This is a genomic window from Mycolicibacterium sp. SMGY-1XX (genome assembly GCF_059132455.1).
In genome coordinates, this window is the sequence record NZ_CP101139.1 from 2,017,127 (window position 1) to 2,037,225 (window position 20,099).

The following is a 20,099-nucleotide window of genomic DNA, read 5'->3' on the forward strand; positions in this document are numbered from 1 at the left end:
ACCGGATGCGGCCCCGGTGACGATCGCCGATGCAACATGAATGATCAACTGGCACCGTCCTTTCGCACAGGGTGGTTCACACCGCGTCTCACCGTCCAGCCCGCCTGTTCCCGATCCCACTCGCCGGCGGTCTCCGGCATGGCGCGCAGCGTACGTTTGAGTACCTTGCCGGTGGGAGTCTTGGGCAGATCTCCGATGAACTCCAGATACCGCGGAACCGCGAAGTACGGCAGGCGTTTCACGCAGTGGGCGAGTACGTCCACGGGATCTGGCGGGGTGCTGCCGTCGGGAATCACCAGGAAGGCCTTGATGTCGTCCTCACCCTCGGCGGCCGGGCGCGCGATCACCGCGCAGTCGTCGACCTCGGGCAGCTCGGTCAGTGCCACCTCGATGTCATAGGCGGTGACGTTCTCGCCCTTGCGCCGGATGCGATCGTTGAGGCGGTCGAGGAAGTAGAAGTAGCCGTCGGCGTCGCGGCGGCCCGCGTCGCCGGTGTGGAACCACAGATTGCGCCACGCTTCCACGGTGCGCTCCGGCATGGCGTGGTAGTGCAGGAACGTGGTGAACGGAAACCGCGGGCGGACAACGATTTCGCCCACCTTGCCGTCGGGCAGGGGTTCGTCGGTCACCGGATCGACCACCGCCACCTCGAACCAGTGCTCGAGCGCCTTACCGCAACTACCCGGCCGCAGTGGCTCATCGAGCGGCCGGTAGATCGGCAGGCACGTCTCGGTCATGCCGTACGCCTCGATGCAGCGGGTGTCGAACCGGCGCTCGAAATCCTCGGCGATGACGGCCGGGATCGGGATGGTGATCATGCGGCGGACACCGTGTTCGCGGTCGCGGGTGGTCTCCGGGCGGTTGAACACGTACTGCGCCATCACCCCGAGCAGGCTCGTCACGGTTGCTCCGCTGGTGCGCAGATCGTCGAGCCACCCACTGGCGCTGAAACCCTCCGCCAGCACCACCGAGGCGCCCGCGATCAAGCTGGCATAGACCTGCATGAACTGTGCATTGGCATGGAACATGGGCAAGCACACGTAGTAGATGTCGTCCTCGACGATCCGCAACTGTTCGACGACGTGTACCGCGAAGGTGTACATGTGGCCGTGCGGGACCACCACACCCTTGGCCGGCCCTGTGGTACCGGAGGTGTAGATGATCGACGACGGATCCTGGTGGGAGACGGCGGTATCGGGTGCCGGGCCGAGGGTGAGGTCGAGTTCAGCGAGAGCGGTTGTCGGCCAGGGCAACACCGTGGCCTCACCGCGTACCACCACCGTCGACACGGTGTCGAGTTCGCCGGCCACCTCCGACAGCGTCGACGCGTACTGCGCATCGATGATCGCCACCTGCGCGCCGGAGTTGTTGGCGATGTGCACCAGACTTGCCCCGCGGTTGGCGGTGTTGGTGGGCACCTCGACAGCGCCGAGGAGATTCACCGCGAACCAGCAGGCGATCATGTCGATCGAGTTGTTCATGATCAGCAGCACGCGGTCACCCTTGGCGACTCCCATCGCCGCCAGGCCGGCTGCCCGGCGTTCGGAAAGCGCGAGAAGTCCGGCATAGGAGAGACTTTCACCGGACATCGTGCTCACACACAGCTTGTCCGGATGCGCCGAGGCCCCCTTCCGCAGCACCGCGGGCAGGGTCCAGCTCTCCCGGTCGGTCGGTGTGACCGGTCGCGTCGGCGCGCTCATGACGGAACGTGTTGCGCGTCACGCGTCTTGGCGACCCGCTCCTCGATGAACGACACGATGTCGGCGGTGTCGGTGCCGGGTGGGAAACAGCCGTCGATACCCATCCGGCCCAGCTCCTCGATGTCCTCGGGCAGCAGGCTGCCCCCGGCGATCATCAGGATGTCCTGAGCGCCGGCCGCATCCAGGCGCTCCTTGAGATCCCGCATCAGGCGGACATGCTGGGCGGACAGATTGGAGACGCCCACCACGTCGACGTCCTCCTGGACGGCGGCGCGCGCCACATCCGGAATGGTGGTGCGCAGACCGGTGTAGATGACTTCCATGCCGGCGTCGCGCAGTGCGCGCGCGACGATCTTGACACCGACATCGTGACCGTCGATACCGGGTTTGGCCAACAGAACTCGGATCATGAGATGCCTTTCGGGGTGTGTCTCAGGACGGTGGTCGTTCAGAAAATCGGCGGCGCGACGTACTCGCCGACCTCGGCGATGACGCGCTTGACGATCTCGCCCTGGGAGGCGTGCGCCTTGCTGGCCGCGATCACGGCGTCCATGACGTTTCCGCCGTCGGCCACGACCTTCTGCAGATCGTCGAGAGTGCGGTCGACCTCGGAGGCATCGCGCTCGGCGCGGACCTTCTCCAGGCGCCGGATCTGCTGCTTCTCCGAGGCCTCGTCCACACGGAAGGTCTCGATGGGTCGCTCACCCTGGGTGCCCTTGAAGTCGTTGACGCCCACGATCGTTCGCGTGCCCTGCATGATCTGCAGATTCTGGTGATGTGCGGTGTCGGAGACCGTGCGCTCCAGCCAGCCGCTCTCGACGGCACGGATGGCGCCGCCCTGGCCGTCGACCTGCTGCATCCAATCCCAGGTACGTCGTTCGATCTCGTCGGTGAGGTTCTCGATGTAGTACGAGCCCGCCAGCGGGTCGACCACGTTGGTGATACCGCTTTCGTAGGCCACCACCTGCTGGGTGCGCAGCGACATCCGCTGCGCAAACTCCGACGGAATGGAGTACGCCTCGTCGAAGCACGAGACGGCCATCGACTGCACCCCGCCCAGGGCGCCGGCCATGGCCTGCAGGGCGCCGCGGATCAGGTTCACCTCGGGCTGCTGATAGGTCATGGTGCTGCCACCGGTCTGGACATGGGTGCGCAGCTTGCAGTTCTTCGGGTCGGCACCGAACCGGTCATGCAGCAGCTGAGCCCAGATACGGCGGGAGGCACGCAGTTTCGCAATCTCCTCGAGGAAGTCGTTGTGCACGTTGAAGATGAACGAGAACCGGCCGACGAAGCTGTCGATCGGAAGACCCCGCCCGAGCAGCTCCTCGATGTAGGCTTCTGCGTGCGCGAAGGTGAAGGCCAGTTCCTGGTCGGCCGTGGTGCCGGCCTCACGGATGTTGTACCCGTTGAGGCTGATGCCGTTCCAGCGTGGCATGTGCTGTGCGCAGTATTCGATCAGATCGCACGCCAGGCGCACCGACGGGGCAGGCGGGAAGATGTAGGTTTTCTGCGCGTAGAAGTCCTTGAGCGGGTCGTTCTGGACGGTGCCGCCGAGTCTGCGCAGGTCGAAGCCACGCATCTGCGCCGCGGCGATGTACTGAGCCACCAGCACGAAGGCCGGGTGGTTGATGGTCATGGAGACGCTGATGTTCTCCAGATCGATGCCGTCGAACAGGTCGTACATGTCGGGCAGCGTGTCGATGGCGACGCCGGTGCGGCCCACCTCGCCCACCGAACGCGGGTCGTCGGAGTCCAGGCCGATCAGCGTCGGCACGTCGTAGTCGTTGGACAGACCGGTCTGGCCCTGCTCGATGACGTACTTGTTGCGCGCATTGGTCTCGGGCGCGGTGCCCAGGCCCACCACCTGGCGCCGGGTCCACTGCCGGGTCCGGTACATGGTCGGGTGGGGCCCGCGGGTGTAGGGGAATTCGCCTGGGGCGCCGAGCTTGTGGCGCGAGTCCCAGCCTTCGAGGGTGGAGGCGTCGTAGAGCGGGTCGACCGGGATCCCGGACAACGTCTCGAATGCCGGCTCCTGTGCTGGTTCGCGGGTGGGGGCGCCTTCGCGCGTCTCTGAGACGGTCATCCGATCCCTTTCAGCGGGTGGGGGCGAGCGGTTGTGGTTCTACATACATGTGGTTCTACCAAAAGTGTGATGCATGCTACTATGGACTCTGGATCCAGGATTTGCAATACACGTCGGATGTTTGTCGGCTATTCCGCAGATTGGTGGTCACATGACTCAACAAACCGTCGCCCAGCTCATCGCCGAGAAGCTCAAAAGCCAAGGGGTGCAGCGTATTTTCGGCCTGTGCGGTGGTCACATCCAACCGCTGTGGGATGCCGTGGCCCGCGCGGGGATCGACGTCGTGGACGTGAGGCACGAATCCGCCGCGGTGTACATGGCGCACGCCACCGCCGACCTGTCCGGCGATCTGGCGGTGGCAATGGTGACCGCAGGCCCCGGGCTGACCAATGCCGTGACGGCCATGTCCAACGCGTTCGTGGGGCGCAGTCCGGTGCTGGTGATCTCCGGCCGGCCTCCGCGACCGCAGACGGGTATGGGTGCCATGCAGGACATCGACCAGGCAGCCATCGTCGCGCCGCTGTGCCGTCTCGTCGAGCAGGTCTCCGAACGGCACCACGTCATCCCGCGACTCGACAAGGTGATCGCCGCGGCCCTGGGTGCCGGCACCGGAGCCACCGGCCCCGCCTACATCGATTTCCCCACCGATCTGCTCGACGAGGTGGTGGCGCCGGCCGACATACCGGCACTGGCCATGCAACCGCGTCGTGCCAAAGTGATTGCCCCTGAACCGGATTCGATCACCGCGGCGGCGGAGCTGATCCGTGCGTCGTCACGCATCGTCGTCATCGGCGGCCGTTCGGTACGCGCCGCCCCCGACCAGGTGCGCACCTTCCTGTCCGAGGCGCAGGCGCTGTACCTGGACTCCGGGGAGAGTCGCGGCGTGATCCGCGACGACGTCCCGGGGTTCGTGCCCGCCATGCGCGGCCGGGCCATGAGCGAAGCCGACCTCGTGGTGACCCTGGGCCGCCGGCTGGACTTCCAGCTGGGTTACGGATCACCCGCGGTGTTCGCCCCGCATGCCCGGTTCCTGCGGATCGGTACCTCCTTCGAGGAACTCGGCGAAAACCGCCGCGGTGACGTGGAAGTGCACGGCAGCACCGGCGCGGTGCTGGAGGCGTTGTCCGGCGCGACCCCCAGCTCGCCGGACACCGGCTGGCTGGAGCAACTGCGCGACGGCAACACCAAGCGGGTGCGCCAGCTGGCCACCAAACTGGCCTCACCCGATCCCGACGAGCAGGGCCGGATGTCGCCCAACTTCGTGGTCGGCGCGGTGAACGATCTGCTGACCGACAGGTCGGTGGCCGTCGCCGACGGCGGTGACATCCTGTCTTTCGCCCGGGTGGGCCTCAAGCCTGTCGACTATCTCGACTGCGGCGCGCTGGGTTGCCTCGGCGTGGGCGTGCCGTTCGCCATCGCCGCAGCCCTGCACCGGCCCGACGAACCGGTGATCGCCGTAATCGGTGACGGCAGTTTCGGTTTCACCGCCATCGAGGTGGACACCGCGGTGCGCCACGGCGCCAAGGCGGTGTTCGTCGTCGTCAACAACGAAGCCTGGAACATCGAACGCCACGATCAGGTCGAGCGGTTTGGCAACAACCTCGTCGGTGTGGACCTGCCCGGTTGCCGGTATGACCTGCTGGCCCGTGGGCTCGGTGCACACGGCGAACGCGTCGAAGACCCCAGCGACTTGCCCGACGCCCTCAAACGGGCGCTGGACAACGCGCCCGCCGTGGTCGACGTGCTGGTCAGCCGCACGGCGAAATCGGCCGATTTCCTCGGTGGACTCGCCGCCGTTCCGCCCCGTCAGGCGGTCGGGCCGTGGAACGCCGCGGAGGTCAAGCGTTACGCGTGAGTCGCTGCCGGCGCGCTCGGCGGACGTGGGGATAATGGCTCATGGATCCACAAATCACCTCATGAGGAGACGACCGTGAGCCTTCACCCGCACGGCAACGCAGGCCTGGGCGGCGGCACCGCACTGAGCGCGCTACCCCCGCGCGACTCGAACGCACTGGTGCGCTCGGTTCGCGACCGCCTGCGCATGGCCATCATCCTCGAGGAGATCCCGTCGGGGGCCCGGCTGAACCAGGTGCAGGTCGCCGAACAACTCGGTGTCAGCCGGATGCCGGTGCGGGTGGCTGCCGCCGACCTGGTGGGTGAGGGACTGCTGGAGCACCTGCCCACCGGCGGCGTGGCCGTGCGGTCGCTCTCGGCGCAGGACGTCGCCGACGCCTACAAGGTCCGTGAGGCACTCGAAGCGCAGGCGGTGCGCGAAGTGGCGGTGACCCGTCCGGCTGCCGGGCTCAAACGGCTTTTCGCGATTCTGCGTCAGCACGAGGAACTCCACGGCGTCAACGACACCCGGACGCTGCTCGAACTGGACCGTGCCTTCCACGGCACCATCCTCGATTCGACGGACAACCCGTTCTTCAGCCGGGCGATGGTGCCCATGTGGTCCGTGGTCGAGCGGGCCATGGTCGGCATGCTGCGCACCGTGCCGGACATGTTCGACTTGGCCTGGCGGCAGCACCGGGAGATCGCCGAAGCGCTGGCCACCGGCGATGCCGACCTGGCCGAGCGGTTGGCCAGAGAACACATCAGGAACTCGGCGGAGAAGTTCACCGCCGAGGACGTCTAGACCGGCACCCGGAACCACCGCTCCCCGGCGTGGGGTGCGTGGTGCGACGCCGTCTCGACCCGTAGCAGGAGAACCATGACCGAAGCGAAAGACCCGCCGCGGCGGCCGCTGAGATCCGGTGCCATCGCCATGCTGCCCGTTCTCATCGGGATAGCGCCGTTCGCGGCGGTCGCCGGCCTGGCGGGCACCCACAACGGCTTCAGTGTGTTTGAGACAGCGTCCTTTTCGTTGCTTGCCTATGCCGGGGCGGCCCAGGTGGCGGCGCTGGATCTGATCGGCAACGGCGCCGGGGCCGGGGTGGTGATCGCCACCGCGCTGATCATCAACGTGCGCTTCATCGTGTACTCGGCCACCCTGGCGCCGATGTTCGCCGACTCGAGCTTGCAACAACGCGCCGTCGGGTCGTACCTGTTGGTCGACCATGCCGTCCCGCTCACGGTGAACCGCACCGCCGACTGGCCGCGGCGCGACAGGGTGGCCTTCTATCTCGGTGCCTGCCTGGTCTTCTGGGTGACGTGGCAGGTGTGCTCGCTCATCGGGTCATTCCTGGGGTCGCTGCCCGATTCCGGCGTCCTGGCCTTCGCGGTGCCCATCTCGTTCCTGGCGCTGCTCGCGCCCCAGCTCACCGAGCGACCCAAAGCGCTGGCGGCCGTGGTGGCCGCGCTGGTGGCCGTCACGTGCTCGGGCCTGCCGGCCAATCTGGGCATGATGCTGGGCACCGTCGCCGGTATCGCCGCGGGCGCGGCGTTCGGATGGCGCGCGGCCGGTGGGAAAGTATGAGTACGGCATCGATCTGGCTGGTCATCGTGGCCACCGCGGTGGGCGGATTCCTGCTGCGCGCGGCGTTCATCCTGGTGCCCGTGTTGCCCCGCAACCTCCCGCCGCGGCTGAGTCTGGTGCTGCAGATGGTGCCCGCTGCTGCCTTCGCGGCACTGGTGGCGCCTGCGGTGTTCTTCGACGGCGACGGCGGCGAATTCAGGCTGCTGTCGCCGGCCACCGTGGCGGGCGCTGTTGCGCTGCTGGTGTCATGGCGGTGGAAGAACCTGGCGCTGAGCATCGTGGTGGGGCTGGCAGTCTATGCGTGCGTCGACCTGTTTCTGTGATCGATCGAAATCCTTACCACACAACCGTTTTCGGGAACCCGGTCGATATGGTCGGCACGGGCCCACAATCCGATCGCCTCGCGGATGACGTCACCGTGCGTCACCACCACGACCGGTCCGCCATCGGCGGTCAACCATTGCGTCAGGCGACGCAACCGCCGGGCCACGTCGTTGCGTGATTCTCCCTGCGGCAGAGCCTGATCGGCGGACAGGACTTCGGCGGCGCGATGACCGTCGGCGACCGGTTTGCCCTCGAAGATGCCCCAGCAGCGTTCCCGCAGCAGCGCAGTGTGCTGCACCGGCACGCTCAGGCGCGCGCCGATGACGTGTGCCGTCTCGGCAGCTCGGTGCAGATCGGAACTGACGACGCGCGCGGGGGCGTGTGGCACGAGGGCGTCCGCGGCGGCGTGGGCCTGCCGGATACCGTCGGCTGTCAGCGGCGGCCACGCCGTCTGGCCCTGCATCAGCCCGGCCCGGTTCCACGTCGACTCACCGTGTCGTACCCACAGTGAGTCGATGCCCATGATGGCTCAAGCGTAGGTGAAGAACCCGCGGCCGCTCTTGCGGCCGAGCAGTCCGGCGTCGACCATCCGGGCCAGAAGCGGTGGGCACGCGTACTGCGTCTCCTTGAACTCCTCGAACAGGGAATCGGCGATCGCGCGCACGGTGTCCAGGCCGATCAGGTCGCTCAGCGCGAGCGGGCCCTGCGGGTGGGCGCAGCCCCGCACCAGGCCTTCGTCGATGTCCTCGGCGGTGGCAACCCCCGCCTCGACCATGCGGATGGCCGACAGCAGGAACGGGATGAGCAGTGCGTTGACCACGAAACCCGCGCGGTCCTTGCAGTCGATCGGGTGTTTCCCCAGCACGTCCTGCACGAAGGCACGCGCCCGCACTGTGGTGGTGTCGGCGGTCAGGTAACTCGGCACGAGCTCGACCAGCGACAGCACCGGAACCGGGTTGAAGAAGTGGATGCCCATGACGTTCTGCGGGCGTGCGGTCGCCACACAGAGTTTGATGATGGGGATCGAGGAGGTGTTCGAGGCCAGGATCGCCGCGGGGTCGGTCACCACCTCGTCGAGTTGACCGAAGAGCCGAGTCTTGACGGCCTCGTCCTCCATGATCGCCTCGATGACGAGCGTGCGATCGGACAGCGCCTGTAGGTCCTCGACGATCTGGATGCGGCCGAGCACGTCGGCGGCCGACGGAATCTTCCCGCGGCTCTCGGCCTTCGTCAGCGAGTTCTCGAGCCGGCGTTGCCCGGCCTGGGCCGCCGCGGTGGTGGTCTCCACCACGATGACGGATTGCCCTGCGCGCGCCACGGTTTCGGCGATTCCAGCGCCCATCAGGCCACAGCCGACAACGCCGACCTTCTCTGTCGAATCCGTCATCGGCTACCTCCACCGCTCGGGGACGCCCCACATCGGACGACCACTCTGTGGTTCTACCTTATGGATCCTGCGTGCGCTGCCGCAATAGGGCTGCTGCCTTTCGCGGCCGGGTATGGGCTCGCCGCTTCGACGGGGTTACACTGATCGATTGTGTGTCGGGCGTGGTAGGACCACACCTGGCGCGCGTCGCCCTTGATCTCTCGAACGAAGGATTTGCCCATGACGCGACGTCAAGTTCCCAAGGTGCATGACCTCGCGCCGCTGCTGCAGTTCAAGAAGCCCAGCCTGGACTTCAAGCAGAACCGGCTGAACAAGGCGCAGACCGTCTACGATCTGCGCAAGATCGCCAAGCGGCGCACCCCGCGTGCGGCCTTCGACTACACCGAGGGTGCCGCCGAGGCCGAGATCTCACTGGCCCGGGCCCGTCAGGCGTTCGAGGACATCGAGTTCACCCCGTCGATCCTGCGTAACGTGGCCGACGTCTCCACGGGGTGGGACGTGCTGGGTGCACCGGTGTCACAGCCCTTCGGAATCGCACCCACCGGCTTCACCCGCATGATGCACACCGAAGGCGAGATCGCCGGAGCCCATGCCGCGGCCCGGGCCGGTATCCCGTTCTCGCTGTCCACCATGGGCACCACCGCGATCGAGGACGTTCAGGCCGCCAACCCCCACGGCCGCAACTGGTTTCAGCTCTATATGTGGAAAGACCGGGACCGGTCAATGGCGCTGGTGGAGCGCGCCGCGAAGTCCGGATTCGACACCCTGCTGGTGACCGTCGACGTGCCGGTGGCCGGTGCGCGGCTGCGGGACAAGCGCAACGGTTTCTCGCTGCCCCCGGCGCTGACCCTGAGCACCGTCGCCAATGCGATTCCGCGGCCGTGGTGGTGGTTCGACTTCCTGACCACCGAACCGCTGTCGTTCGCGTCGCTGGACCGCTGGTCGGGCACCGTCGGCGAACTGCTGGACTCGATGTTCGATCCCACCGTCGACTTCAACGATCTGCGCTGGATCCGGGACCAATTCCCGGGCAAGGTCGTGGTGAAGGGCATCCAGAGCCTCGACGATGCCAAGAAGGTCGCCGAAGTAGGCGTCGACGGTATCGTGTTGTCGAATCACGGTGGCCGCCAACTGGATCGGGCCCCAGTGCCGTTCTACCTGCTGCCGGAAGTGGCCCGTGAGGTCGGCAGCGAATACGAGATCATCCTCGACACCGGCATCATGTCCGGCGCGGATGTGGTGGCGGCCGTGGCCCTCGGGGCACGCTTCACCCTGCTCGGGCGTGCCTACCTGTACGGCCTGATGGCCGGCGGTGAGGCCGGTGTGGACAAGATGATCGAGATCGTCAGCGGCCAGATCGCCCGCACCATGCGTCTACTCGGTGTCACCTCGCTGGAGGAGCTGGGACCCGAGCACGTCACGCAGCTGGTCCGGCTGGTGCCGCGCGGTGCGGCGGTGTCGCTGCTGCACTGAGGGATCAGCTACTCAGCGTGCGCTGATACCGCCGCATCCCGGAGATCCACCTGTCGTAGTCGTTGCCCTTGCCGCGGTACATGTCCAGTACCGCGGCATGCGGCAGCACCAGGAATCGGTTGTCGCGCACCGCTTCCAGCGTGGTGGCAGCGACATCCGCGGCGCTGAGCACCTGGCCCGACTGCACAATCGATTCCGCCCCGATGCGGCCGGACAGGTCCGTCGAGGCCCGGACGGCGTCGAGCAGGGGAGTGTCCACCCCGAGTGGGCACACGCAACTGACGCCGATCCCGTCGTCGCCGTAGGTGATGGCCAGCCATTCGGCGAACCCGACGGCGGCGTGTTTGGTGACGGCGTAGCCCGCGGCCCCGAGCTGCGACAGCAGCCCGGCGGCCGAGGCCACCGAGACGAAGTAGCCGCTGCCGCGCTCTTGCCAGCCCGGGATCAGCTGTTCGGCCGCGCGGATGTGCGCGCGCAGATTGACGTCCAGAATGCGGTCCCAGTCGCTGTCGCCGCCCAGGCCGGAGACCCCGATGATGCCGGCGTTGGCGACGTAGATGTCGACGGGCCCGAACTCATTGGCCGCCAAGCTGATCAGCGCCGCGATACCCGCGGCGGTGCTGGCGTCCGCGCGGCCTGCCACCGCCCCGGTCCCGATCAGTTGCGCGGTGGAGACGGCGCCGGCTTCGTCCAGATCGCCGACGACCACCCGGGCGCCCGCGTTGGCCAATCCCTCTGCCAGTGCCTTGCCGATCCCCGAACCACCGCCGGTGACGATGGCGACCTTGCCCTCGATGTCCATGTCTACATGCTTACCGTGTGGCGCGAGCGCTCACTTTTGTACGCCGGAACCGGCGTGTTGGTGTGCAGACACGCGCGCTCGCGCTGGGGGGCGGGGTGGTTGGGGGGAGGTCAGCCGAACTTGACGCCTTGGGCCAGGGGCAGCTCGGAGGAGTAGTTGACCGTGTTGGTGGCCCGGCGCATGTAGGCCTTCCAGGAGTCGGAGCCGGATTCGCGGCCGCCGCCGGTCTGCTTCTCGCCGCCGAATGCACCGCCGATCTCGGCGCCGGAGGTGCCGATGTTGACATTGGCGATACCGCAGTCAGAGCCGTCGGCGGCCATGAACCGTTCGGCCTCGCGGATGTCGGTGGTGAAAATGGCCGATGAGAGACCCTGCGGCACAGCGTTGTTCAGCGCTATCGCCTCGTCGAGGGTTTGGTAGGTCAACACGTAGAGGATGGGGGCGAAGGTCTCGTCGTGCACGATCGCGGTCTGAGCGGGCATCCGCACCACCGCCGGTGTCACGTAGAACGCACCGTCGTCCCCGACGTCGACGCGCTCACCGCCGGTGACCTCGCCACCGTCGGCGCGGGCCTGCTCGAGGGCACCCACCATGTCGCGGTAGGCGGTCTCGTGGATCAGCGGTCCCACCAGAGTGCCGTCGGTGAACGGGTCGCCCACCGGCAGGCTGCGGTACGCCCCGGCGATCCGCTCCACCAGGGTGTCGACCACTTCAGTGTGTGCGATCACCCGGCGCAGGGTGGTGCACCGCTGCCCGGCCGTGCCCGCGGCGGCGAACACGATGCCGCGGACCGCGAGGTCCAGATCTGCCGACGGGGTGACGATCGCGGCGTTGTTACCGCCGAGCTCGAGCAGGGCCTTGCCGAAGCGTTGCGCCACCCGCGGTCCGACCTGGCGGCCCATCCGCACGGACCCGGTGGCGCTCAGCAGCGCGATGCGGGGGTCGTCGACCAGGCGCTCGCCGACCTCGCGGCCACCGATGACGAGTTGACTGACCGCCGGGGGAGCACCGACATCGCGGGCCGCGCGTTCCAGCAGCGCCTGACAGGCGATCGCGGTCAGCGGGGTGAGCTCCGAGGGTTTCCACACCACGGTGTCGCCGCACACGAGTGCCACCGCAGAGTTCCACGCCCACACCGCAACCGGGAAGTTGAACGCGGTGATGACGCCGACCACGCCCAGCGGATGCCACGTCTCCATCAGCCGGTGGCCGGGCCGCTCGGAGGCGATGGTGCGCCCGTACAGCTGTCGCGACAGCCCGACGGCGAACTGGCAGATGTCGATCATCTCCTGCACCTCGCCGAGGGCTTCGGAGGTGATCTTCCCGGCCTCGATGGTGACCAGGGTGGCCAGGTCGGCCTTGTGTTCCGTCAACAGCTCACCGAGTCGGGCGACGAGCGCACCCCGCACCGGCGCCGGGGTGGTGCGCCACACCTGGAACGCGTCGGCGGCAGCGGCGACGGCGGCTTCGACATCGGAGTCAACGGCCTCGGTGATGGTGAACAGCACCGCGCCGGTGACCGGAGTGCTCGACAGCACACCATGGCCGCCGGGGGCGCCGAGCTCGGTGTCTTCGACCGGGCGTCCGAAGATGGTGGCCAATGCCTCGCGGGCGCGAGCGCGCAGGTCATCGGCCGTGGGCAGCGTCGTCGAAGCCGTTGATGTCATGACAGTCATGATGCCGCTTTCTGGTTGGGGGTGTGGTGGTCCTGCAGATCCGGGCCGGCCGTCCGAGTCCCGATCGGGGCGGAGGAGTCTCGCTGCTGAGGCCGGACAGAAGCTCTGGTACACAACGGGTTTGGGGAGGTGGCCCTCAGGGCCGTGAAATGCGTCCGGACCTGCCGGATCTCGACCTGTGGTAGCCGGTTCATGGGGTGACCGACCTGCGATAGTCTCCGCTTGTGGCCGACGCCGAGCATCTCGATGACATCGACCGGACGCTGGTGCGCGAATTGGTCGCCGACGGCCGTGCGACGTTGGCCCACCTGGCCAGCACGGCCGGGTTGTCGGTGTCAGCGGTGCAGTCACGAGTGCGTCGGCTCGAATCACGCGGTGTGGTGACCGGATACACCGCACGCATCAACCCGGAAGCGGTTGGCCACATGCTGTCGGCGTTCGTCGCCATCACCCCTCTCGATCCGTCCCAACCCGACGATGCGCCGGCCCGGTTGGAGCACATCGAAGCCATCGAGGCGTGTCACTCGGTGGCGGGTGAGGAGAGCTACGTCCTGCTGGTTCGCGTGGGGTCGGCCCGGGCTCTGGAAGACCTGTTGCAACAGATCCGCACGGCGGCCAATGTTCGCACACGAAGCACGATCATCCTACAAACTTTTTACGACGGACGGCAATCTCTCCCGTAAATCTTACGTCCATGGCGCGCTTGTGGGCCAAAATTTCCTGAGGTGTCGCAGTGGGCGGCAGGTCCGTTGCGGCTGGTCATCGGGGTTGACTCTGCTCCCGGTTCGGCGCAAGCGCAGCAACATGTCCGGAAAATACGGTCGTGAGCCGTAAATATTCCGTTATTATGACCGGTATGACGGAACTTTTGGTACCGGTGTCCGAATCTGCCACCATCACGCCTGCGGACGTGCATCGAGTGCTCCACCGCAGCATCCTGGCCGACGGTATGGACCTGGTTCTGGACCTCGATCAGTCCAGCGGCTGCTACCTCGTCGACGCACGTACCGGCCGCCGATATCTCGACATGTTCACTTTCTTTGCCTCCTCGGCGCTGGGGATGAACCATCCCGCGCTGGCCGACGACACGGAGTTCCGCGCCGAACTCGCCGCGGCGGCGGTCAACAAGCCCAGCAACTCCGACATCTACACGGTGCCGATGGCGCGCTTCGTCGACGCGTTCGCCCGGGTGCTGGGTGACCCGGAGCTGCCGCACCTGTTCTTCGTCGACGGGGGAGCGCTGGCGGTTGAGAACGCGTTGAAGGTGGCGTTCGACTGGAAGAGCCGGCTCAACGAGGCTCGCGGCCTGGACGCTCAACTCGGCACCCGAGTGCTTCATCTGCGCGGCGCCTTCCACGGCCGCAGCGGCTACACGCTGTCGCTGACCAACACCGATCCCAACAAGGTCGCCCGATTCCCGAAGTTCGACTGGCCACGTATCGACGCGCCCTACATCCAGGCCGGCCGCGATATGCACGCCCTGGAAACGGAGTCGTTGCGGCAGGCGCGCGCGGCCTTCGAGGCGCACCCGCATGACATCGCCTGCTTCATCGCCGAACCCATCCAGGGCGAGGGCGGCGACCGCCATTTCCGGCCGCAGTTCTTCGCCGCGATGCGTGCGCTGTGCGACGAGTACGACGCGCTGCTGATCTTCGACGAGGTGCAGACCGGTTGCGGCATCACCGGCACCGCGTGGGCCTACCAACAGCTCGGCGTCACACCCGACGTGGTGGCGTTCGGCAAGAAGACCCAGGTGTGCGGCGTGATGGCCGGCCGTCGGGTCGACGAGGTACCCGACAACGTCTTCCACGTCAGTTCACGCATCAACTCCACCTGGGGCGGCAACCTGGTCGACATGGTGCGGGCGCGACGGATCCTGGAGACCATCGAAGCCGACCGGCTGTTCGACCAGGCCGCCGACACCGGGCGTTACCTGCTGGGCCGCCTCGGTGAACTCGCCGAGGAGTTCCCCGGCACGGTGCTCGACGCCCGCGGTCGCGGACTGATGTGCGCCTTCACCCTGCCGACGCCGCAACAGCGCGACGACCTGATCGCCAAGCTCTGGGAACGCGGGGTGGTGATGCTGGCCAGCGGACACAGCAGTGTCCGATTCCGGCCGGCCTTGACGGTGACCCGCACCGAGCTCGACCTCGCCGTGGCGGCGGTGCGCGCGGCGCTCAGCTGACCTGCGAGGTCAACCGCCGGATCTCGCTGCGCAACCGCGGCAGTTGCGATCCGCCGACCAGGACGCAGCCGTGCTGTTCGGCGAGCCGGCGTGCCGCTGGGGTGAATTCCTGGTTGGACACCACCATGGTGCGGGTGCAGTCCTGCATCGGCGCCCCGGCCACCACCTCTTGAATGGCGCCGGGACCGACCGGGCGGCCTAGGCGCTTACATTGCACGGCGACACGATCCGGACGCCGGCCGAGGATCAGGTCCACGCCCCAGTCGCCGGACAGCGGGGTCATGATGACCGGCACGCCGGCGCTGCGCGCCACATGCGCGACGTAGTCCTCGAACTCGATACCCGACATGGCCGCGGTCGGGTGTTCGGCGGCGCGGGGGGTGACGGCCCCCCGCAGCGCACCCGCCAGGAAGCGCGGCGCCAACGCGGCCGCCGCGGCGATGAGTGCGCAGTACCACGGATCGACGCCCGACGCGTACGCGGCGAAACCCGCGCCCGCCGCGATCACCAGGAGAACTCGGACCCGAAGCACGGCCACGATCGTAGGGGCCGCCCCTGACACGAGACTCCCGGTCTGCTTACTGTGGTGACCATGACCGTTGCCAAGCGCGAACGCGCTGCACTCGTCGAGACCTTCCGCGCCGTCGGCCCCGATGCGCCCACACTGTGCGAAGGCTGGACCACCCGTGACCTCGCCGCGCATCTGGTGCTGCGGGAACGCCGGCTCGACGCCACCCCCGGCATCGCGTTCGGCCCGCTGTCGGGCTACACCGCCAAGGTTCAGGACCGGATCGCCGCCTCGACACCCTGGACGGAGCTGGTGGACAAGATCGCCGGCGGGCCGCCCCTCTACTCGCCGTTCATCGTGCTGGACCCGCTGGTGAATGTCGCCGAGATGTTCATCCACCATGAGGATGTCCGGCGCGCTCAACCTGGTTGGGAGCCAAGGCAATTGGACAGCGCGATGGTGGCGGCGTTGCTTCGCCCCTTCCCGATGCTCAGCAAGCTGGCGTTGTCGAAGGTGCCTGGCAGACTGGTGTTGCGCACCGCCGACGGCCGCACACTGGCCACCGTCGGCAACGGCCCCGAGGTGGTGCTCACCGGCGCGCCGGAGGAATTGCTGCTCTACGCCTTCGGGCGCGACGCCATCCGGGTGGACTTCGCCGGTGATGACGCCGCCGTGGCGCAGGTGAAGACCGCCAAGCGCGGGCTCTGAACCCGGTCCTTCCGAGGTGGGCCGCTGAATGTTGGCGTGCCGAAGGTCGAGGTTCCGCAAGCGGGGAGGCGCGCTGTTGGCGAAGGGGAGGGCCGCTGTGTTCTGGGCCCGGGTCTGTCACACCCCTGCTGTTTTGATGGGTTCACGTCTTCCGCAACATCTTTGGCCGATGCCGGGATGTTCCCCGCGCTCGAACCACAGCCACCCTCAGCCAACAACTGACTTGTCGTTGCCGGTCAGCGCCCGCCACACCCGGGCCGGCGTCATCGGCAACTGGTGCAACCGCACCCCGGTGGCGTGGCGGATGGCGTTGGCCAGCGCCGGAGCCACCGGGTTGTAGGGCGATTCACTCATCGACTTGGCGCCCATCGGGCCCATCCGGTCGAAGGTGTCGGCGAACAGCACCTCGGTCACGGGCACGTCGGCCAGTTGCGGGATGTGATAGTTCCGCAACGTTGCATTGGTCACGACGCCCTGCGGGCCGAGCAGCATCTCCTCGTAGAGTGCACCGCCGATCGCCTGGGCGGCACCGCCTTCCACTTGACCCCGGCACTGCTGGGGGTTGATCACCACACCGGCGTCGGCGGCCTGCACACTCTGCAGGATGCGCACCACACCGGTGTCGGTGTCGACCGCCACGCGGAACCCGTGCACATTGAACGCCACCGATCGCGGCGTGCCATCGTGGTGGCCGATGCCGACCAGGGGCCCCGCCTCCAGCAGTTCGGCGAAAGCGACGAAACGCTCACCGCACTGCACGCCGTTCGGGCCGAGATCGCAGGTATCGCCGGAAACCCCGGCCAGTGCCGATGCCAGCTCGATGAGCCGGGTCCGCAGGTCCGTGCAGGCATGCTGAACCGCTGTGCCCGCCACCACCGTGCCCGCCGAACCGAAGGCGCCGGTGTCATACCCGGCGGCGTCGGTATCGGCCTGCCGCAGGACAATTCGGTCGGCTGTGGTGCGCAGTTCCGTGGCGGCCAGTTGTGTGTGCACCGTCGACGTCCCGTTTCCGAACTCCGCAGTGCCCACCGCCAGGGTGTACTCGCCGTCGGCTGACACCGAGACCCGGGCGTCGGCGAAGTGCCCGCGCGGCGGGATGGTCGCGATCATCGACGCCGCCATACCGACACCGACGCGCCATTGCGGGCCGGCCGGCGCATCGGCGCCCGCACCCGAATCCAGCGCGGCCTGCACCAGATCCAGGCACTGATCCAGCCCGTAACTGCCGAACGCCAGGTCATCGCGGGAGACGTGGGAGTCGACGAAGTCATCTCCGGGCACCACCACGTTGCGCCGGCGCATCTCGAACGGGTCGATCCCCAATTCCGAGGCCAGCTCGTCGATCGCCGATTCGACGGCGAAGATCATCTGCGAGAGCCCATAACCGCGGAACGCCCCCGACGGCAGGTTGTTGGTGTAGACGGCCTGCGCGTCCACCCGCTTGTTCGCGCAGCGATACAGCGCTATCGACTCCCCGCAGCCGTGGAACATCACCCCCGGTGTGTGGTTGCCGTAGGCGCCCGCATCGATGAGCACGTCGACGCCCAGCGCGGTCAAGATGCCGTCGGCGCCGGCGGCCACCGTCACGTCGATGCGGAACGGATGCCGGCATGGCGCGACGGTGAATTGGTCACTGCGGCTGAACTCGTAGCGCACCGGCGCGCCCAGCCGTAACACGGCGAGTGCCACCAGGTCCTCGGTCAGCATCTCCTGTTTTCCGCCGAATCCGCCGCCGACACGTTTGGTGAACACCTGCACCTGTTCGCGGTCCAGCCCGAACACATGGCACAGCTCGTCGCGCACCAGGAACGGCACCTGGGTGCTGCTGCGGATCACCAGCCGGCCGTCCTCATCGCGCCAGCCGGTGCAGCCGTGGGTCTCCAGGTGACTGTGCTGCACCCGCTGGGTGTGCCACCGCCCAGTGACCACGGTGCCCCCGCGGCTCCGCGCAGTCGTCAACCCGGCATCGAGATCGCCGACACCGCCGTGCAATTCGGACACGATGTTGCGCGACGGGTCGGTGATCCGGCTCTCCGGTCCCTTCCCGTCGTGCACCAGGGGAGCGCCGGGGCGACGGGCGGCTTCGGGGTCGAAGACCGCGGGCAACACCTCGTAGTCGACGACGATGGCGCGGCATGCCTTCTCCGCGGTGCCCGGATCGTCGGCGACCACGGCCGCCACCCGCTGGCCGAGGAATCGCACGGTGTCGTCGAGCACCCGGGTGTCGTCGGGATCGTCGAGGCGACTTTGATGGCGGGCGGTGGAGAACGCCACTGCGGGACTGTCGTGATGGGTCAGCACCAACCGGACACCCTCGATGGACTCGGCCACCGACGTGTCGACGGAGCGGATGCGGGCGTGTGCCACCGGACTGGCCAGCACGGCCATGTGCAGCAGCCCCGGCATGTCGAAATCCATGGTGTACTGCTCGGTTCCGGTGACCACCCCGACACCGGCGGGCGCGCCCACCGACCGCCCCACGTCAGCACCCTCGGCTGGTTTCTCGATTTGGGCGCGCCCGGCGATGGCGTCGGTGATGGCCCGGTACCCCGTGCAGCGGCACAGGTTTCCCTTCAGGCTGCTGGGCAGGTCGGCGAGCTGGGCCTCGGACAGCGCGGCGGTGGTGGTCACCATCCCCGCGGTGCAGAACCCACACTGGAAACCCGCCGCCTCGAGGAACTTCCGTTGCACCGGATGCAGATCCTGCGGGGTGCCGAGCCCGGCGACGGTGGTGACGTCGCAGTCGTCGGCCCGAAACGCCGGGTATACGCACGAATGCACCGGCTGCCCGTCCACCAGGACCGAGCAGGCTCCGCAGTCACCGGCGTCGCAGCCCTTCTTGACCTCGAAATGCCCGGTGTCGCGAAGGAAGGTGCGCAGGCATTGCCCCGGCCTCGGCGCGGCCGTCGCGGGGCAGCCGTTGATACGTATGGTCACCGCAGTTCCGCACAGACCTGCTCGGCCAGCCGCAGCGTGACGCCGCGCCGCCAATCGGGATCGCCGTGTGCGTCGAGCGTCCATGCGTCGGGAGCGATGGTGGCGTGCACCGCCGCCAACTCGTCGTCGGACGGGACGGCAGAGAACCCGAACACGTATGGGCGCACCGTTGCCGCGGTGATCGACAGAACGAACCGGCCGCCGTCGGCGCCGCTGTCGCGGCGCCCGATCACCACGATGCCCGACCGGCCCAGCGGGGAGGGCGCCAGCTTGCGGAATGCCGTCGACGCGCGCAGCGCCGAAGCCGGGATGTCCACCGCGCGGATGACGTCGCCGACGGTGAGCATGTTGGTGGTGTTACCCGTGACGAATTCCGTGATCGGCATCGTGTACTCGGAGCCGTCGGCCCGCCACACGGTCACCGATCCGTCGAATGCGGACAGCAGCGAAATCATGGCACCGGCCGGGAAGGACAGCGCCACATTGCCGCCGACGGTGGCGCTGCGCCAGATCTTGAACGACGCCAACAACGCCTCGCAGCACTGCCGCAGCAGCGGAGCGGCGGCCCAATCGGGATGGTCGACGGCCAGTTCCTCACTCAGCCGGGCGACCCGGTCGATGGTGCAGGTGGCGGAAAGTTGCACCCCGTCATCGGTCATCACCACCGGCGCCCAGCCCAGTCGGGTGATGTCGACCAGACGCCGCAACCCCACCTGAGGTTCGGAGAACAACCAGGTGCCTCCGGCCAAGACGGCGTCCCGGGCGCCGAGGGGCCAGAGGTCGTCGCGCGTGGTGGGGATGTCGACGGCCTCGACGGTGTTGAGGTCCATCCCGTAACGCTAATCAAGCAAACGGCCCCTCGCAGCGCGGGCGCAGCGGTGCGACCTGCGACGTATAC

General features: G+C 67.7%; 18 protein-coding genes. 8 read left to right on the top strand and 10 right to left on the bottom strand.

Annotation, left to right across the window (positions count from 1 at the left end):
* Nucleotides 1-44 precede the first annotated feature (44 nt).
* Genes NL241_RS09895 through NL241_RS09905 form a run of 3 tightly spaced genes read right to left on the bottom strand, consistent with a single transcriptional unit; the run spans nucleotide 45 to nucleotide 3,783 of the window.
* Nucleotides 45-1,700, bottom strand: a complete 1,656-nt coding sequence (locus tag NL241_RS09895) for an AMP-binding protein (RefSeq protein ID WP_494397424.1) — start codon at nucleotides 1,698-1,700, stop codon at nucleotides 45-47.
* The gene (locus NL241_RS09900) at nucleotides 1,697-2,110 is read right to left on the bottom strand and encodes a cobalamin B12-binding domain-containing protein (RefSeq protein WP_494397425.1); all 414 of its coding nucleotides are present in this window, start codon (nucleotides 2,108-2,110) and stop codon (nucleotides 1,697-1,699) included. The genes NL241_RS09895 and NL241_RS09900 overlap by 4 nt, the downstream gene beginning before the upstream one ends.
* A gap of 38 nt (nucleotides 2,111-2,148) precedes the next feature.
* On the bottom strand, nucleotides 2,149-3,783 hold the full coding sequence (locus NL241_RS09905) for an acyl-CoA mutase large subunit family protein (protein ID WP_494397426.1): 1,635 nt from the start codon (nucleotides 3,781-3,783) through the stop codon (nucleotides 2,149-2,151).
* A 151-nt stretch (nucleotides 3,784-3,934) separates the two neighbouring features.
* Between NL241_RS09905 and NL241_RS09910 the strand changes: the two genes are divergently transcribed.
* The 4 genes from NL241_RS09910 to NL241_RS09925 all read left to right on the top strand — a co-directional run bounded on the left by NL241_RS09910 (nucleotide 3,935) and on the right by NL241_RS09925 (nucleotide 7,524).
* Entirely contained in the window at nucleotides 3,935-5,638 is a 1,704-nt protein-coding gene (locus NL241_RS09910; RefSeq protein WP_494397427.1) for a 2-hydroxyacyl-CoA lyase, read from the top strand.
* A gap of 75 nt (nucleotides 5,639-5,713) precedes the next feature.
* On the top strand, nucleotides 5,714-6,421 hold the full coding sequence (locus NL241_RS09915; RefSeq protein WP_487691349.1) for a GntR family transcriptional regulator: 708 nt from the start codon (nucleotides 5,714-5,716) through the stop codon (nucleotides 6,419-6,421).
* A gap of 75 nt (nucleotides 6,422-6,496) precedes the next feature.
* Nucleotides 6,497-7,201 (top strand): AzlC family ABC transporter permease, encoded by a 705-nt coding sequence (locus tag NL241_RS09920; protein ID WP_487691351.1) that lies wholly within the window; start codon nucleotides 6,497-6,499, stop codon nucleotides 7,199-7,201.
* A complete protein-coding gene (locus tag NL241_RS09925; protein ID WP_487691353.1) occupies nucleotides 7,198-7,524 on the top strand; it encodes a branched-chain amino acid transport AzlD family protein in 327 nt (108 codons plus the stop codon). The genes NL241_RS09920 and NL241_RS09925 overlap by 4 nt, the downstream gene beginning before the upstream one ends.
* Here the strand turns inward: NL241_RS09925 and NL241_RS09930 are convergent.
* Together NL241_RS09930 and NL241_RS09935 are read right to left on the bottom strand one after the other, a co-directional pair.
* A complete protein-coding gene (locus NL241_RS09930) occupies nucleotides 7,497-8,048 on the bottom strand; it encodes a histidine phosphatase family protein (protein ID WP_494397428.1) in 552 nt (183 codons plus the stop codon). The genes NL241_RS09925 and NL241_RS09930 overlap by 28 nt on opposite strands.
* A 6-nt stretch (nucleotides 8,049-8,054) precedes the next feature.
* On the bottom strand, nucleotides 8,055-8,912 hold the full coding sequence (locus NL241_RS09935; protein ID WP_494397429.1) for a 3-hydroxybutyryl-CoA dehydrogenase: 858 nt from the start codon (nucleotides 8,910-8,912) through the stop codon (nucleotides 8,055-8,057).
* Nucleotides 8,913-9,131: 219 nt separating this feature from the next.
* On the opposite strand from NL241_RS09935, the gene NL241_RS09940 reads away from it, so the two are divergent.
* Nucleotides 9,132-10,385, top strand: a complete 1,254-nt coding sequence (locus NL241_RS09940) for an alpha-hydroxy acid oxidase (protein ID WP_494397430.1) — start codon at nucleotides 9,132-9,134, stop codon at nucleotides 10,383-10,385.
* Between the two features lie 4 nt (nucleotides 10,386-10,389).
* Here the strand turns inward: NL241_RS09940 and NL241_RS09945 are convergent, their stop codons facing one another.
* Together NL241_RS09945 and amaB are read right to left on the bottom strand one after the other, a co-directional pair.
* Complete coding sequence (locus NL241_RS09945) at nucleotides 10,390-11,187, bottom strand: SDR family oxidoreductase (RefSeq protein ID WP_487691360.1); 798 nt, start codon at nucleotides 11,185-11,187, stop codon at nucleotides 10,390-10,392.
* Nucleotides 11,188-11,297: 110 nt separating this feature from the next.
* Nucleotides 11,298-12,854: an L-piperidine-6-carboxylate dehydrogenase gene (gene amaB, locus NL241_RS09950; protein ID WP_487691362.1), complete on the bottom strand. Its 1,557-nt coding sequence runs from the start codon at nucleotides 12,852-12,854 to the stop codon at nucleotides 11,298-11,300.
* Nucleotides 12,855-13,087: 233 nt separating this feature from the next.
* On the opposite strand from amaB, the gene NL241_RS09955 reads away from it, so the two are divergent.
* Together NL241_RS09955 and lat are read left to right on the top strand one after the other, a co-directional pair.
* A complete protein-coding gene (locus NL241_RS09955) occupies nucleotides 13,088-13,546 on the top strand; it encodes an Lrp/AsnC family transcriptional regulator (protein WP_487691364.1) in 459 nt (152 codons plus the stop codon).
* 173 nt (nucleotides 13,547-13,719) lie between these two features.
* Nucleotides 13,720-15,048 (top strand): L-lysine 6-transaminase, encoded by a 1,329-nt coding sequence (lat, locus tag NL241_RS09960; RefSeq protein WP_494397431.1) that lies wholly within the window; start codon nucleotides 13,720-13,722, stop codon nucleotides 15,046-15,048.
* Here the strand turns inward: lat and NL241_RS09965 are convergent.
* Entirely contained in the window at nucleotides 15,041-15,586 is a 546-nt protein-coding gene (locus tag NL241_RS09965; protein ID WP_487691367.1) for a restriction endonuclease, read from the bottom strand. The genes lat and NL241_RS09965 overlap by 8 nt on opposite strands.
* 54 nt (nucleotides 15,587-15,640) lie before the next feature.
* Between NL241_RS09965 and NL241_RS09970 the strand changes: the two genes are divergently transcribed.
* Nucleotides 15,641-16,264 (top strand): TIGR03085 family metal-binding protein, encoded by a 624-nt coding sequence (locus tag NL241_RS09970; RefSeq protein WP_494397432.1) that lies wholly within the window; start codon nucleotides 15,641-15,643, stop codon nucleotides 16,262-16,264.
* Nucleotides 16,265-16,471: 207 nt separating this feature from the next.
* Here NL241_RS09970 and NL241_RS09975 read toward each other — a convergent pair whose 3' ends face one another.
* Together NL241_RS09975 and NL241_RS09980 are read right to left on the bottom strand one after the other, a co-directional pair.
* Entirely contained in the window at nucleotides 16,472-19,201 is a 2,730-nt protein-coding gene (locus NL241_RS09975; RefSeq protein ID WP_494397433.1) for a molybdopterin-dependent oxidoreductase, read from the bottom strand.
* Nucleotides 19,198-20,031 (bottom strand): FAD binding domain-containing protein, encoded by an 834-nt coding sequence (locus tag NL241_RS09980; protein WP_494397434.1) that lies wholly within the window; start codon nucleotides 20,029-20,031, stop codon nucleotides 19,198-19,200. Before NL241_RS09980 ends, NL241_RS09975 begins: the two co-directional genes overlap by 4 nt.
* Nucleotides 20,032-20,099 lie beyond the last annotated feature (68 nt).